We start from the raw sequence: 14,408 nt of genomic DNA, 5'->3' as shown, positions 1-14,408 counted from the left end.
GGTGGTCACTGTTCGATCCAGGTGTCGTAGAAGAACGGCGGTGAGTTGGCCGCATTGCGGAATCCCCGAACTTCGGGTGCCACGCCGAAGATCTGAGTGTCGGCCAGTAGCGGAATCGTGTACGCGTTGTCGATGATCCGGTTCTGGGCCTCGCGCAGAATCGTTTCTCGCACCAGTGGATCGGTCGCGGTGATGTGGTCTCGAAGCAAACCGTCGAGCACGGGGTCCTTGCCCTGTAGTTGAAAGAGGTCGCCTCGATCACTGTCGTAGTTGACCGACAAGCGCACGGGGTCGGGTGCGGGCCAGCCGTTGCGTCGCAGGCTCAACTCGGGGGCCGTCGTCGCCTTCGGGTAGTTGGCGAAGTCGGTCTGTTTGATCGTCAACGAGATTCCGATTCTGCGGAGCTGCCGCTGGACGAACTCGTACAGCGGTTTCGACGTGTGGTCGTACACATCGACGTAGACGCTCAGATCGAGCGGCCGACCGTCGCGGGTACGGATTCCGTCGGCGTTCCGGTCGGTGAATCCTGCGTCGTCGAGGAGCCGGTTGGACTCGTCCGGATCGAAGCGCACCTCGTCGGATCGATCGGTCCACCCCTGCACACCTTCGGTGGTCACGTTGGTGGCCACTTTCCAGTTGTCGGTGTAGAGCGTGTCGATGATCTCGTGACGATCGATCCCGTACATCAACGCTTTGCGCACCCGGATGTCGTCGACGAACTCTGCGGTCTGACGCACGTCGAGGACGTTGGCCAGACCCGGGTTTCGAAGTCCGAGAACGGTGAAGCCGCGATCGGACAACACCTTCTCGTCCGGTGGCTGCGTGTACCGCAAGGCGTGAGCCTGACCGGACAGCAAGGCTCCGACGCGGACGCTGTCCTCGCGCACCGGGACGATCGTCAGCGAATCCAGGTACGCCTCACCCTGATGGTCGGCAGTCGGGGGTGCCCAGTCGTATCCGCGGCGCTTCACGAGCCTGATCTCCTTGGCTGGAATCTCCGATTCCGCGACGAAGGGGCCGCTGCCGATCAAGTTCGTCACCACGGACTGCTGCTCGTTGGTCGCGTCGATCGTCGCGTCGGCGACCAGCCCTGCGGTGTTCATCGACAACGTCGGAACGAACGGTGCATCGGGTCTCGCCAACGTGACGACGACCGTGCGCGCAGCGTTGTCGGCGTCGGCGGACAGTACTTCCGGGAAGATCGAGTTCCGTGGAATACCCTTGTCTGCATCGCCATTGGCGAACCACAGGAGGTTTCGGGCTACGGACGCGGCGTCCAGTGCCTGACCGTTGCTGTAGCTGACGCCGTCGCGGATCACGAAGGTGTAGACGGTCCGGGTCGGATCGACACTCCACGATTCGGCGATCCAGGGAACGAACTCGAACGTCTTCGGGTCCTGGTACACCAGGCGGTCGAGCATCTGGTCCTTCACCGCGGAGTTCTGCCAGTAACTGACCTGAACCTGCATCGACGCGGTGACCTCTGCGTCCAGGTAGACGAAGTCGCCGCCGCGCGTTCCGGTGCCCGCGGTCGGTCCGGCCGAGGCGTCGGAGCAGGCGGTGGCGGCGAAGAGCGATGCTGCGCCGAGGCCGAACGTGCGCAGCGCAGTCCTTCGGGAGATCGGGCTGGACATGACATCCTTTTCGGGAGAAACGTTCACGCGCGTACGTGCGCGCGACCGGGAATGGACTCGATCAAGCGCTGGGTGTACTCCTCGCGCGGGTCGCGGAACAGATCGGCTGTGTTCCCCGACTCGACGTTTCGCCCGTGCTCGAGAACGGTCACGGTGTCCGACACCTGGCGCACGAGGGACAAGTCGTGCGAGATGAACACGTAGGTCAGTGACAGATCACGCTGCAGTTCCACCAGTAGGTCCACGATCCGTGCCTGGACGCTGACATCGAGGGCCGACGTGGGCTCGTCGAGTACGAGGATGTCCGGTGCCAGGACCAGCGACCGAGCCAGCACCACACGCTGACGCTGTCCGCCGGAGAGATCGAACGGTCTACGCTCGAGAATGTCTCGCGGTAGGGCGACCTTGTCGAGCACATCGTGGACCCGATCTCGCCGCTCGGCTCGCGACCGAACGCCTGCGATCGACAGCGGCTCTGCGACGATGTTCTCGACGGAGTAACGAGGATCCATTGCCGCCAACGCATTCTGGTGGACCAGCTGCAGTCGTCGGGCGTTGCCGCGGCGTGCTCGCCGCGAGGTGTCGAGCGGCGAGCCGTGCACGAGCACCTCACCGGAGTCCTGCCGCTCCAGTCCGCTGACGATGCGCGCGGCTGTGGTCTTCCCGCTTCCGGACTCACCGACGACCGCATGGGTGGTGCCCCGAGCAACGGTGAAGGACACACCGTCCAACGCGGTGGATCGTTCGGTACGAGAGCCGTTGACGGCGAACGTCTTCACGAGGTCTCGCACTTCCAGTGCGGTCTCGACGCGTGCAGCCGGGCGCGAGGCGTACTTGTCCAGCGACAGCGCCGGCGCGTCGGCGATCAACCGACGCGTGTAATCGTCGGACGGTGACGCGAGAACCTCGGCGGCGCGGCCCTGCTCGCGGACGATTCCGTGGTTCAGAACCAGGACGTCGTCGGCATGATCTCGCGCGAGAGCCAGATCGTGGGTGATGAACAGGACGCCGAGACCCAGATCGCGGCGAAGATCGTCGAGCAGGTCGAGGATGCGCGCCTGTACCGTCACGTCGAGAGCCGACGTGGGCTCGTCGGCCACCAGGATCGACGGCCTGGCCGCGATCGCAATGGCGATCAGGACCCGCTGCAGTTGCCCGCCGGACAGTTGATGAGGGTAGGCGCCTGCCCGCTCGGCGGGGTTGCGGATGCCGACTCGATCGAGCAGGGCCACGGTCTCGTCGACGACGCGGCGGCGCTGGACGATCCGATGCAGCAGAAGTGTTTCCGCGATCTGATGGCCCACCTTCTTCAGCGGATCGAGGGAGCCCAGCGGGTCCTGAGGCACGAATCCGATCGTCGAGCCTCGTAGCCTGCGCCAACTGGACTGGGTGTACCGGGTGACGTCGGTACCTGCGATCCGCACCGACCCCGACGTGATCCGCCCCTCTCCTGCAAGCATGCCGATGGCCGCGCGGGCGATGGTCGTCTTGCCCGAGCCCGATTGTCCGACGACTGCGAGCGTCTCACCGTTCCGAAGTTCGAAATCGACGTCGGTGACCACTGGATCTGCACCGTAGGAAATGGTCAGGCCTTCGACGGATACAGCGGTGGCGGTACGGGCAGTTACCGGGCTGTCGACAAGTGTCACTATCCCACTCTCTTTCGGACGATGTGGCTGACTCGGCTGATGCTCAGAACCGTGATCACGATGGCGGCGCCCGGCGCGACGATGAGCCACGGCGCGGTGTGGATGTAGTTACGCGCCTCGGAGATCATCAGTCCCCATTCGGCGGTCGGGGGATTGGCGCCGTATCCGAGGAAGCTGAGTGCCGCGATGGACAGGATCGCGGTCCCGAACTGCAGTGCGGCCAGGGCGAGCACCGAAGAATAGGCGTTGGGCAGAATGTGTCGTACCAGTAGGCGGCCACTACCTGCACCGAGGTGTTCGCTCGCTTCGACGAACGGAAGGTTGCGCACCGTCAGAACTTCCGAACGCATGAGTCTGAAGAAGACGACGATCGACGACACCCCTACTGCGATGGCAGCGTTGACGGTACCGAACCCCAGAGAGACGATGATCGTGATCGACAGCAGCAGAGTCGGAATGGACAGCAGCACGTCGGCGATTCGGCTGGAGATCGCGTCGACCACCCGGCCGAAGTACGCGGAGACGAGTCCCAGCGCGGTTCCGAGGACGAGTCCGATGACCACGGCGATGACCGAACCCAGCATTGTCACGGCGGTTCCGTGAATCAACCGACTGAGCTGGTCGCGGCCGAGGTAGTCGGTCCCCAACCAGTGGACGGCACCCGGTCCTTGCAATGCGGCGTCGGGAAACTCCTGAAGGGGATCGAACGGGGCGATGACCGACGGTGCGACGACGAAGGCAGCGACGACGAGCAGGGCGGCGACCGCCGCCACGTCGCCCGGTGTCCACCCGCGCAGTCGGGAGCGCACCGTGATGGGGCTCGCGAGGGTGGGAAGTGCGAGAGTCATGCCGGCACAGCCTCCTTGGTCGGTGCGGCGGAAATACGTGGATCGATCACGGGATAGACCAGGTCGACCACGAGGTTGGTGATGACGAAGACTGCCGACACCGCGATGACGATGGCTTGGATGACCGGGAGATCTTGATTGCGTACCGCGTCTTCGACCAGATAACCGATTCCGGTCCGCGAGAAGATCGTCTCGGTGATCACCGAACCCGCCAGCAGCTCACCGACGGTGATCGCGGCGATGGTGAGAGTGGGAATCGATCCGTTCTTGGCGATGTGGCCGAACACGATGCGGTCCTCGCGCAGGCCTTTGGAGCGCAGAATGTCCACGTACGGCTGACGCGCCGCTGTGGACAGTCCCTGGACGAGCACCTGGGCAATCGGCGCGGACACCGGAATCGCCAACGCAACCGCGGGCAGCCACAGCGACTTCACCCCTTCGTCGGAGACAGCGGAGACGAGCCCGAGCTGGAACGAAAAGACCTGCAGAAGAACGAGTCCGACGATGAACGACGGCACCGACAGGAAGATCGGCGGAACGGCCCGGGCCGTCTCACGCACCGTGGACGACGGTGCGAAGACCGCCGTGAAGGCGATCACGACGGCCAGCGCGGCCGCGACGAGGAAGGCGAGTGCGGCCAGCGAGGCTGTTTGTGGAATCGCGGTGCCCAGCAGAGAGGACACCGATTTACCGCTGGTCAACGAGTATCCGAGGTCACCGTGTGCGAGCCGCTGGACCGAGATCCAGAACTGTTCGAGTGCCGACTTGTCGAGGTTGTAGTACGCGGTGAGAACCTCGGCGTCCTTCGCGGAGATGGGGTTCTCCGGACTGTGTATCCGACTCTCGATCGGGTTGCCGGGCAGGACGTTCAACACGAAGAACACGAACGTGTAGGTCAGTGCAACGACTATGAACGCCTGAGCAATTCGGTGCAGCACGTAGCGTGCGCGTAATGACATCGAAGGAGTACCTGTCGTAGAAGACGATTGCGAGTATTCAACAAGACCGAGGTTGCCGATGTCGACGGATCGGATCGCCGTGATCTTTTCTCGCTGTCACCGACTCGGCCGCAGCGAATGCAACGCTCTGCAACCCTGTCCCCTGTGGCTGGGGTCACATAGACATGACTGCATCGTTCAACGCTAGGAGAAACACGATGCGCGCAGCTGTCTACTACGGTCCGAACAAGGTCGAGATCGCCGACGTACCCGAGCCGTCGCCCGGGGAAGGCGAGGTCAAGGTGAAGGTCGGCTACAACGGAATCTGCGGCACCGATCTGCACGAGTACTACGCAGGACCGATCTTCGTTCCCACCGAGCCGCATCCGTTGACGAACCAGCAGCTGCCGCTCGTCCTGGGGCACGAATTCTCCGGCACGGTCACCGAGATCGGTACAGGCGTGACGGGAATCGAGGTCGGGGACCGCGTCGCCATCGAGCCGCTGTACCGCTGCGGACACTGCGGACCGTGTCGCGCCGGGAACTACAACATCTGCCAGCAGATCGGCTTCCACGGACTCATGTCCGACGGTGGCATGGCCGAATACACCGTCGTGCCGACGAACATGATTCATCACCTGCCGGAGAACGTGTCCCTCGAACTGGGCGCACTCGTCGAACCGATGTCCGTGGCCTTCCACGCTGCGACACTCGGCGATCCCGATCCGGACGACACCGCAATGGTGTTCGGCGCAGGCCCCATCGGGATCGGGCTGTGGTTCGCGCTCCGCGGTAAAGGCCTCGAGAACGTCTTCGTCGTCGAACCGTCACCGACGCGCCGCGCCTCGATCGAAGCGCTCGGTGCCAGAACCCTCGATCCGACGTCGCTCGACGTGCCGGAGTTCGTCGCCGACTTCACGGACGGCCGCGGCGCCGACGCCATCTACGACGCGGCGGGCGTTCAACCCGCCGTCGAGACGGCACTCGGCTGCATCGGAGCTCGCAAACCACTCGTCAGCGTCGCGATCTACGAAAAGCCCTTGACCACACCGCTGCAGAAGCTCGTCATGAACGAATCCCGCATCCAGGGATCGCTCTGCTACACCTCGGCCGACTACGACGCCGTCATCGAGCTCATGGCCCAGGGCAAGTACGACACGACGGGATGGGTGGACACGATCGCGCTCGAATCGGTCATCGACGACGGATTCGAAGCTCTTCACGCAGGCACCAAGATGAAGGTTCTGGTGGATCCTGCAGTGGGACGCGGCAGCGAGGGTCAGGCATGAGCGTCGCACTCGTCACCGGAGCCGGCCAGGGCATAGGCCGCGGTATCGCACTGCGGCTCGCGACCGACGGCCACGATGTCGCTCTCATCGATCTGGGCTCGGACAAGATCGAGCAGGTCGCCCGCGAGATTCGGGAAATCGGCACCGACGCAACCACATTCGTGGCCGACGTCAGTGATCGCGATCAGGTCTTCGCAGCCGTCGACCATGCGCACGAGGCCCTCGGCAGCTTCGATGTCATGATCAACAATGCCGGCATCGCACAGGTCGCCCCGCTCGACGACGTCCGCCCCGAGGACACGAAGAAGATCTGGGCCGTCAACGTCGACGGTGTGCTGTGGGGAATTCAAGCTGCGGCAGCCAAATTCAGGTCACTGAGCCAGAAGGGCAAGATCGTCAACGCCTCGTCCATCGCGGGTCATGACGGCTTTGCCATGCTCGGTGTCTACAGTGCGACGAAGTTCGCCGTTCGTGCCCTCACCCAAGCCGCGGCCAAGGAGTACGCCGTGCACGGCATCACCGTCAACGCGTACTGCCCGGGCGTCGTCGGAACGGACATGTGGGTGACCATCGACAAGCGTTTCGCCGAGCTGACCGGTGCTGCCGAGGGCGAGACGTACGACAAGTTCGTCGGTGGTATCGCGCTCGGTCGAGCCCAGACGCCCGAGGACGTCGCAGCCTTCGTGTCCTACCTGTCGGGTCCTGATTCGGACTACATGACTGGTCAGGCGGGGTTGATCGACGGCGGCCTCGTGTTCCGCTGACCCGGCTTTGCATGTTCTGAGTGATCTGGAGCACAATTGTCGGTGATGACGCAGACGACAGGACCGGAACCTGCGCTGGCGGCCGGAGAGGACCCGCGCCGCTACGCGCAGATTCTGACTGCCGTGTACGACGCGACGATGGCGGGCGGCAAATCCCCCGCACGTCCCCGCGACGTGATCGGTGATTCGTGGCGACGCCTGCAGACCCTCGGTATCGACCCCGAGCAACGCAGCGTGGCCTCACCGCAGATCGACGTGTCCGATCTGGAGCTGAGCCGTCGGGAATCGGGCTTGTTCGACATCCTCGACGACCTGGGTCGCGGACTCGAATCCGTCGTGCAGGACGGCGACAACATCCTCGTCGTCGCCGATCGACACGGACGGGTCCTGTGGCGGAGTGGGTCGACGTCGGTGCTCGACCGCGCCGACGGCCTCGGGTTCGTCGAGGGTGCCAGCTGGGCCGAGGATTCGGTCGGAACCAACGCGATCGGCACCGCGTTGGTGTCGCGGCGGGCGGTACAGATCTTCTCCGCGGAACATTATGTGCGCAGCCACCATCCGTGGACCTGCGCGGGTGCACCGATCAAGGACCCGCGTACCGGACATGTCATCGGGGCCGTGGACGTCAGCGGGCCCGCCAACACCGTCCACCCGACGACCCTCGCGTTGGTCGACGCAATCGCTCGACTAGCGGAATCTCAACTGCGCGAACATCACCGGCAGAACCTCGACCGTCTCCGGTCGGTCGCAGCGCCGATGCTCGCACGCCTGCAAGCGCCCGCACTCGCCGTCGACGCCAACGGATGGGTCGCTGCCGTCGAGTCCGTGGCGCTGCGCAACCGAGTACTGCTGCCCGAGGACGTCGTCGCCGGGCGGTTCTGGCTGCCGACCCTCGGGGTGTGCGACTTCGAGCCGCTTCCCGGCGGGTGGCTCGTCCGCCCGACCGGAGACGAGGCGTCGGAAACCGGTAGAACGACTGTGTCCCTGGATCTTCGGCACCACCAGCACGTGCGGGTGCAGATACGAAGCGAGGTGGGGGAGTGGACGCACGAACCCACTCCCCGGCACGCCGAGATCCTGTATCTCCTCGCGTCGAGCAGGGAAGGCCGAAGTGCAGCACAGCTGGCCGCGGACCTGTTCGGCGACGACGGCCGAGCCATCACCGTCCGCGCCGAGATGTCCCGGCTGCGCAAGCACATGTCGGGAATCGTGCAGACGCAGCCCTACCGGTTCGACGAGACCGCCGTCGTGGACGTGCTGCTGCCGGAAGACCCGAGCCGACTCCTCCCACACTCGACGGCGCCTGCCGTGGTGCGGATGCGTCGCTCCTGAATCCATCCGTTCACGGCCGTAAGCTGGCCGAATGGGTTATCGGATCGTATCGGAGACGCTGCGGTTCCTCGCAGTCTCCGACCCCGGCAGGCTCCGGCTACGGGCAGCCGCGACGACGACGATCACCGTCGTCCTCGCGATGGCGATTCTGATTCCCGGGTCTCATCTCGTCGGCCAGCCGTTGACGGTCGCGCTGCTGGGCGCTGTCGTCGCCATGCAGTCCTCGGCGGCGGTGAAGGACAAGGACCAACGCAGCCGAGTGATCACGACACTCCTACTGGTGTTTCCGGCGATCCTCGCAGTGTCGCTGTCGGCGGTGCTCTCCCAGTTCGGCAAGGTCGCCGACGTCGGGTTCATCGTCGTGCTGTTCGCCGCGGTGTGGGTGCGGCGGTACGGCCCGCGCGGCACTGCGCTCGGCATGGTCGCGTTCATCTGCTATTTCTTCGCACTGTTCCTACGCGCTCAACCGAGCCAGATTCCTGTCCTCGCGGTGTCCATCGTTCTCGGCGTCGGGATCTCGCTCGCCGTACGCACTCTCGTCCTTCCCGAGCGGCCGGGGCTGGAACTGCGGCGTCTGGTGCGAGCACTGCGAGCCGCGTCGATCGACGTCCTCGAGGTCGCGTCGAACAGAGTCGATCGCGATCTGGACCTGCTCCGCAAGCGTCTGGACCGGCTCGGCAGTACAGCGCTGATGATCGACGACTGGCTCGACCGCAACGATGCCTCGCAGCTGCTGAGCGTCACCAACGAGGACCTCTCGCTCCGCATCTTCGACGCGCAGATAGCCACCGAACAACTCGTGAGCGCGCTGTGGGCCCTCGACCCGATCCCATCTGGGGTCACCCCGCAGGCTGCGCTCCCGCCGAATTCATGGCCGTCGTCGCTCGTCCAGGCCACCACCGCCCTCTCGTCGTGTCTGCAGAACAACCCGTCCGACGACCAACTCCGTGCGGCCAGGCGCCTCGCTGCCGCAGCCGCGGACAAAGCGGATCCGTCCACCCAGGCGGGCATCGCCGCGACGGTCGCGATGCGAGCAGTGCAGGCCCACATCGCCATTCACCACATCACCAGCAATGCGCTGCACACCGAATCCGCACCCAAGGAAAAGCCGGAGAAGGACGACGACACCGATTCGGGGCTGAACCCCAGCACCAAAGCGGCGATCCAAGTTGCCGTCGCGACCAGTGCAGCGACCGTACTCGGCGAAATCATCTCACCGGACCGCTGGTACTGGGCGGTCCTGACGGCATTCCTCGTCTTCACCGGGGCGTCGACTCGCGGTGAGATCCTCTCCCGCGCCGGACACCGCGTCGTCGGTACCGTCGGAGGTGTGCTGGCCGGAGTTCTGCTGTCCGCGTTGGTCGGTCGCAATCAACCGCTGCAACTGCTCCTGCTGGTCGTCTGCATCTTCTTCGCGTTCTACCTCGTGACGGTGGCGTACGCGTTGCTGTCGTTCTTCGTCACCGTCATGCTCGCGATGCTGTACGGACTGCTCGGCACCTTCAGCATCGAAGTGCTCGAACTACGAATCTACGAAACCGCGGCAGGAGGACTCGTCGGGATAGCGTCGGCGTACTTCGTCTTCTCAACCGGCACCAGATCGACGATGGTCGAGAAAGTCGACGACTACCTCGAACAGATGACGGCCATCATCGACACCGGCATCGACGCCGTCATCACGCCCGGCCGCCCGACGGACCTCGTCGTCGACATGCGCAAACTCGACAACGCGTTGAAAGACCTCGTCGCGGCCGGAAAACCCCTCGAGATGGGGCCCACGACACGCACACGCAAAGGCGTCAAACGGCTGCTGCGCATCATGACCGTCAGCAACCGATCCAGCCACGCCCTGGCCCGCGCCGGTGTCGGCGCCTCTCACGCCGAACCCGACACCGGTCCGTCACAGGAGACCGCCGACGCACTACGCCGGGCCGCCGAGGTAACCAAAGCCACCATCGCCGACGTCGGGCGTGCACTCGCAGGCGAACACGTCGACCCACCGGAGAAGTTGACGGAGACCTCGGCCCCCGACGTCATGCTGAAGTCCACCACGACCCCCGGTCCCGTCCGCAGCGCCGTCAGGTCACTGAGCACCCTCAACCGCACCATGGGTGAGGCGCTGACACGCGTCTGACTCCGTCCGTGCATACTGCGATGCGAAGCACGAAGCTGACCTGACGCAGGGGGAAGCCGGTCCGAATCCGGCGCTGACCCGCAACGGTAGGCTGCCCTCGCCAGAGGGCAGCGAGCCCGATTACCCGGCGTCGAGGTTGTGCGACAACCCATTCGTCGTGGTCTACGAATCGGAAAGTCCAGCGCGTGGCGTTCCATGCTGCGCACCGGGCCGAACATTTCGTGGCTCTGAGCTCCAAGAGGTACTCATGTCACGCTCCATCGCCTTCGGCGCCATCGCCGCCGCAACCATTGTCGCCCTTACTGGCTGTTCCCGCGGTGACACCGCACAGGACGCTCGGCAGGCGGACTCGTTCGACGACCCGGTCTCCATCACCAACTGCGACAGCACCCAGCAGTTCGACTCTCCACCTCAGCGCATCGTGTCCATGAACGACCACGTCACCGAGGTGCTCATCGAGATGGGCGTTGCGGACCGCATCGTCGGCATGGGCTATCGAAACGCAACGCCTGCGCCCGAGTTCGCCGAGGATTTCGCACAGATCCCCGGCCTCGCCGACGAGTACCCGACGAAGGAACAGATCCTCGATCTGGACCCGGACTTCGTCGTCGGCGGCATGCGGAGTGCATTCAACGACAAGGAAGGGCGTTCGAGAGAGTCGTTCACCGAGGCGGGCATCCCGACCTTCCTGTTCTCCGAGTACTGCGGATCCGGATTCCCGGACATCGGCATGCTCGAGAACGACTACAGCCAGCTCGGTGGCGTCCTCGGCGTTCCGGAGGAGGCTCAGGCCGTCACCGACGGCGTCCTCGACGGTTTGGCGGCCATCGGTGCCGAACTCGGCGACGCGGAGCCGACGCCGACCTTCTTCTACGACTCCGGTGAGGACGTCCCGACGACCATCGGTGGTGTGGGCGTCGGACAGTTGATCGCCGATCGGTCCGGCGCATCGAACATTTTCCCCGAGGGTGAGCGCCCCTACCTGGACACGACGTGGGAGATCGTCGGAGAGCGCGCCCCTCAGGCCATCGTCGTCCTCGATTACGGTGACACGTCGGCGCAGGGAAAGATCGATTTCCTGAAGAGCCAGCCGATCATGGCGACCACTCCGGCTGTGCAGCAGGACAACTTCATCGTCGTACCGCTCGACGACTTCTTCGAAAGCCCGCGACTGGTCACGAGCGTGGACACCATCGCCCGTGCATTGCATCCCGACCGGTTCACCTCCTGATGGTCACCGTTGCCGACACCGACAGGCCCAGGGCCACGGCGAAAGCGGAGGTGTCCACTCGGTCGAGAATCGGGTTCGGTGCGTTGATCGCAGTTCTGACGGGCGCCTTGCTGATGGTGATCGCCACTGCGGTGTCGTTCGGGTCCGTACAGATTCCCGTCGGCGACGTCTGGGCGATCGTCGTGCACCGGTTGATGCCGGGCGCATTCGACTCGTGGTGGTCCGAGGCGAGGGCGGTGATCGTCGTCGACTCGCGGTTGCCGAGATCGCTGACGGCGGCCGTCGTCGGCGCGTCGTTGGCGATCGCGGGTGGTGTGGCGCAGGCAGTCACGCGCAACCCGTTGGCCGATCCCTATCTGCTCGGAGTGTCGTCAGGTGCCGGATTCGGCGTGGTGCTCGTGATGGCGATGGGAATCGGGGCCGGGGCCCTCGGGGTGTTCACGGTCCCGACCGCCGCGTTCGTCGGGGCCATGATTCCGCTGTTTCTGGCTCTGATGATCGGCGGGCGATACCCACAATCGACAGCCATCGTTCTCGTCGGCGTCGCACTGGGCAGTATCTTCTCCGCTCTGATCACCTTCACACTCCTGGTCTTCGCCGACGAACACACGCTCAGTGGCGTGATGCACTGGCTAGCCGGTGGATTCGGAGACGCGCGGTGGTCCACGTTGACACTGCCCGCAATCGCGCTGCTGATCATCGGCACTGGACTGCTGCTGAGTGCACCCCGGATGGATCTGTTGAAAACCGGTGACGACGGTGCCGCTGCCCTCGGTCTGAACGTCCGACGCTTCCGCGTCGTGCAACTCCTGGCGATCTCCATGCTGGCCGGCGCAGCGGTATCCGTCGGCGGCGGAATCGGATTCGTCGGTCTGCTGGTGCCACACCTCGCCGGATACATCGTCGGGACGCGAGCGATCAGACTTCTGCCGGTCGCCGCGCTGCTGGGCGCGATCGCATTGGTCGGCGCCGACACGCTGGCGCGGTCGGTTTCACGGAGCACAGAGGTGCCCGTCGGGGTCGTCACCGCGCTCGTCGGCGCACCGATCTTCGTCTTCATGCTCTACCGCCAGTACGGAAGGGCGGCTCGATGACACTCGTGGCCAATGCCGTCACCGCCCGACTCGGATCACGGGAGGTGTTGCACGGAATCGATTTTCGAGTTCGACCGGGTGAAGTTCTCGGACTCGTCGGACCCAACGGGTCCGGGAAGACGACGGCGCTCCGGTGCTGCTATCGCGCGCTGACGCCGACCGCCGGGACCGTTCTAGTCGACGGCGTCGACGCGCATGCGATGAAGCGCTCGGAACTTGCGCGCACCGTGGGCGTCGGCACCCAGGAGCCGGAAGCGTCGGTGGGACTGACAGTTCGGCAGTCGGTTGCGCTGGGCCGTGTCCCACACCGGGGCTGGTTCGACCGTCCGACGGGATCCGACGCGGACATCGTCGAACAATGCCTGGACCGGGTCGACTTGACCGGGCTCGCGGAGCGCGATGTCGGGGCACTGTCCGGCGGCGAACGTCAGCGTGTCGCCATAGCTCGGGCACTCGCACAGCAACCTCGCATACTGCTGCTCGACGAGCCCACGAATCATCTGGACCTGCGCCACCAACTCGTCGTCATGAACGCAGTCCGTGATCTCGCCGCGGAGGGCCTGGCCGTCGTCGTCACCGTGCACGATCTACGGCTGGCCGTCGAATACTGCACCTCGCTCGCCGTGCTCGACAACGGATCCGTGGTGGCGACGGGGCCGACGGCCGAGGTTCTGACCGATAATCTCCTCTCGGACATCTTCGGAATCCGAGCCACCGTCTCTGCGGTCCCACGCCCGTCCATCGACATCATCGGCCTCGCATGAGCGTCTACACCGAAGCTGCGGAGAGGGTTCCCGGACTCGCGGAGTACCTGCACGGCCCGTTCGATCTGCCGGCGTCGGCGATGACCGATGCGGACTGGTTGCGGGAGCGGATTGCCGACACAGGCAGGCGCTGGAACTGCACCGACGACCGGATCAACGGGACGCTGTGGTGGTACTCCGCCAGCTCGACGATTGCCTTGCTGGCGGTGTCGACGGCGATGGTGACGGGAACGGCGGCCGATCCGTCGCTCGAGCATTCTCGGTGTTTTCTGCGCGGCGACGGTTACCTCGGCGGGGTGCGGAGCGATCGCACGGTGACGCCGGAGCAGTTGCCCGGTGCCCTTGCCGGCACGTTTCGCGCGGTCGTCGACGCTCTCGCGGCGGCGTCGGGAGCGACGACCAACGCGCTCTGGGCGATCACGTCGGACTCGATAGCCAACCGGTGCCTCGACGTCGGCACGGCCCTCGGAGACCGAGAACGAGGCAGCGCGTTCGCCCAGGAACTCGTGGCCGCGATGTCCTCGCCGCTACCCGCTCCCCGGTTCGTCGACGTGGGAGGCCGACGCTTCACACGCCGCAGCTCGTGTTGCCTGTTGTACCTGACGTCAGCGTCGGACAAGTGCACCAGCTGCCCACGCCGGACACCGTCGGATCGGCTACGAGGGCTCCGCGCCGCCGCGCAATACTAGGAAGCGTAGTAGTCGTCTAAGGTGTCCCCATGACTTTCCGCC

At 65.0% G+C, this 14,408-nt stretch carries 12 protein-coding genes and 1 riboswitch; of the genes, 8 read left to right on the top strand and 4 right to left on the bottom strand.

Features of this window, described 5'->3' with window-relative positions; translation table 11 throughout:
- Positions 1-5: 5 nt before the first annotated feature.
- From H292_RS0107100 to H292_RS0107085, 4 genes are read right to left on the bottom strand one after another with little or no spacing between them, the layout of a single operon-like run.
- Complete coding sequence (locus H292_RS0107100) at positions 6-1,634, bottom strand: ABC transporter substrate-binding protein (RefSeq protein WP_230595760.1); 1,629 nt, start codon at positions 1,632-1,634, stop codon at positions 6-8.
- A 23-nt stretch (positions 1,635-1,657) separates the two neighbouring features.
- On the bottom strand, positions 1,658-3,283 hold the full coding sequence (locus H292_RS0107095; RefSeq protein WP_019663008.1) for a dipeptide ABC transporter ATP-binding protein: 1,626 nt from the start codon (positions 3,281-3,283) through the stop codon (positions 1,658-1,660).
- Positions 3,283-4,131: an ABC transporter permease gene (locus H292_RS0107090; RefSeq protein WP_019663009.1), complete on the bottom strand. Its 849-nt coding sequence runs from the start codon at positions 4,129-4,131 to the stop codon at positions 3,283-3,285. The genes H292_RS0107095 and H292_RS0107090 overlap by 1 nt, the downstream gene beginning before the upstream one ends.
- Entirely contained in the window at positions 4,128-5,090 is a 963-nt protein-coding gene (locus tag H292_RS0107085) for an ABC transporter permease (protein WP_026347411.1), read from the bottom strand. Before H292_RS0107085 ends, H292_RS0107090 begins: the two co-directional genes overlap by 4 nt.
- A 197-nt stretch (positions 5,091-5,287) precedes the next feature.
- On the opposite strand from H292_RS0107085, the gene H292_RS0107080 reads away from it, so the two are divergent.
- From H292_RS0107080 to H292_RS0107045, 8 genes are all read left to right on the top strand, one after another.
- Entirely contained in the window at positions 5,288-6,358 is a 1,071-nt protein-coding gene (locus tag H292_RS0107080) for a 2,3-butanediol dehydrogenase (RefSeq protein ID WP_019663011.1), read from the top strand.
- Positions 6,355-7,122, top strand: a complete 768-nt coding sequence (locus H292_RS0107075) for an acetoin reductase (RefSeq protein ID WP_019663012.1) — start codon at positions 6,355-6,357, stop codon at positions 7,120-7,122. Before H292_RS0107080 ends, H292_RS0107075 begins: the two co-directional genes overlap by 4 nt.
- 45 nt (positions 7,123-7,167) lie before the next feature.
- Positions 7,168-8,454 carry a GAF domain-containing protein gene (locus H292_RS0107070; protein WP_019663013.1) on the top strand — a complete coding sequence of 429 codons (1,287 nt, stop codon included), beginning with the start codon at positions 7,168-7,170 and terminating at the stop codon, positions 8,452-8,454.
- Between the two features lie 31 nt (positions 8,455-8,485).
- A complete protein-coding gene (locus H292_RS0107065; protein ID WP_020110942.1) occupies positions 8,486-10,588 on the top strand; it encodes an FUSC family protein in 2,103 nt (700 codons plus the stop codon).
- A gap of 16 nt (positions 10,589-10,604) precedes the next feature.
- Positions 10,605-10,734: riboswitch (cobalamin riboswitch) on the top strand.
- Between the two features lie 101 nt (positions 10,735-10,835).
- On the top strand, positions 10,836-11,819 hold the full coding sequence (locus H292_RS0107060) for an ABC transporter substrate-binding protein (protein WP_019663015.1): 984 nt from the start codon (positions 10,836-10,838) through the stop codon (positions 11,817-11,819).
- A complete protein-coding gene (locus tag H292_RS0107055) occupies positions 11,819-12,913 on the top strand; it encodes a FecCD family ABC transporter permease (protein ID WP_020110941.1) in 1,095 nt (364 codons plus the stop codon). The genes H292_RS0107060 and H292_RS0107055 overlap by 1 nt, the downstream gene beginning before the upstream one ends.
- Positions 12,910-13,677: an ABC transporter ATP-binding protein gene (locus H292_RS0107050; protein WP_020110940.1), complete on the top strand. Its 768-nt coding sequence runs from the start codon at positions 12,910-12,912 to the stop codon at positions 13,675-13,677. The genes H292_RS0107055 and H292_RS0107050 overlap by 4 nt, the downstream gene beginning before the upstream one ends.
- Positions 13,674-14,366: a (2Fe-2S)-binding protein gene (locus tag H292_RS0107045; protein ID WP_020110939.1), complete on the top strand. Its 693-nt coding sequence runs from the start codon at positions 13,674-13,676 to the stop codon at positions 14,364-14,366. The genes H292_RS0107050 and H292_RS0107045 overlap by 4 nt, the downstream gene beginning before the upstream one ends.
- Positions 14,367-14,408 lie beyond the last annotated feature (42 nt).

Origin of the sequence: Rhodococcus sp. 114MFTsu3.1, from assembly GCF_000383555.1 — a bacterium.
Taxonomy (GTDB): Bacteria; Actinomycetota; Actinomycetes; order Mycobacteriales; family Mycobacteriaceae; genus Rhodococcoides; species Rhodococcoides fascians_E.
Note: the sequence above shows the minus strand (reverse complement) of the source record. Positions and strands in the feature narration are given on the sequence as shown.

Excerpts from the sequence above, each read along its gene's own strand:
- H292_RS0107090 (WP_019663009.1), bottom strand. The coding sequence starts at position 4,131 with ATGACTCTCGCACTTCCCACCCTCGCGAGCCCCATCACGGTGCGCTCC.
- H292_RS0107070 (WP_019663013.1), top strand. The coding sequence starts at position 7,168 with ATGACGCAGACGACAGGACCGGAACCTGCGCTGGCGGCCGGAGAGGAC.
- H292_RS0107045 (WP_020110939.1), top strand. The coding sequence starts at position 13,674 with ATGAGCGTCTACACCGAAGCTGCGGAGAGGGTTCCCGGACTCGCGGAG.
- H292_RS0107050 (WP_020110940.1), top strand. The coding sequence starts at position 12,910 with ATGACACTCGTGGCCAATGCCGTCACCGCCCGACTCGGATCACGGGAG.
- H292_RS0107060 (WP_019663015.1), top strand. The coding sequence starts at position 10,836 with ATGTCACGCTCCATCGCCTTCGGCGCCATCGCCGCCGCAACCATTGTC.
- H292_RS0107065 (WP_020110942.1), top strand. The coding sequence starts at position 8,486 with ATGGGTTATCGGATCGTATCGGAGACGCTGCGGTTCCTCGCAGTCTCC.
- H292_RS0107100 (WP_230595760.1), bottom strand. The coding sequence starts at position 1,634 with ATGTCCAGCCCGATCTCCCGAAGGACTGCGCTGCGCACGTTCGGCCTC.
- H292_RS0107075 (WP_019663012.1), top strand. The coding sequence starts at position 6,355 with ATGAGCGTCGCACTCGTCACCGGAGCCGGCCAGGGCATAGGCCGCGGT.
- H292_RS0107085 (WP_026347411.1), bottom strand. The coding sequence starts at position 5,090 with ATGTCATTACGCGCACGCTACGTGCTGCACCGAATTGCTCAGGCGTTC.
- H292_RS0107080 (WP_019663011.1), top strand. The coding sequence starts at position 5,288 with ATGCGCGCAGCTGTCTACTACGGTCCGAACAAGGTCGAGATCGCCGAC.
- H292_RS0107055 (WP_020110941.1), top strand. The coding sequence starts at position 11,819 with ATGGTCACCGTTGCCGACACCGACAGGCCCAGGGCCACGGCGAAAGCG.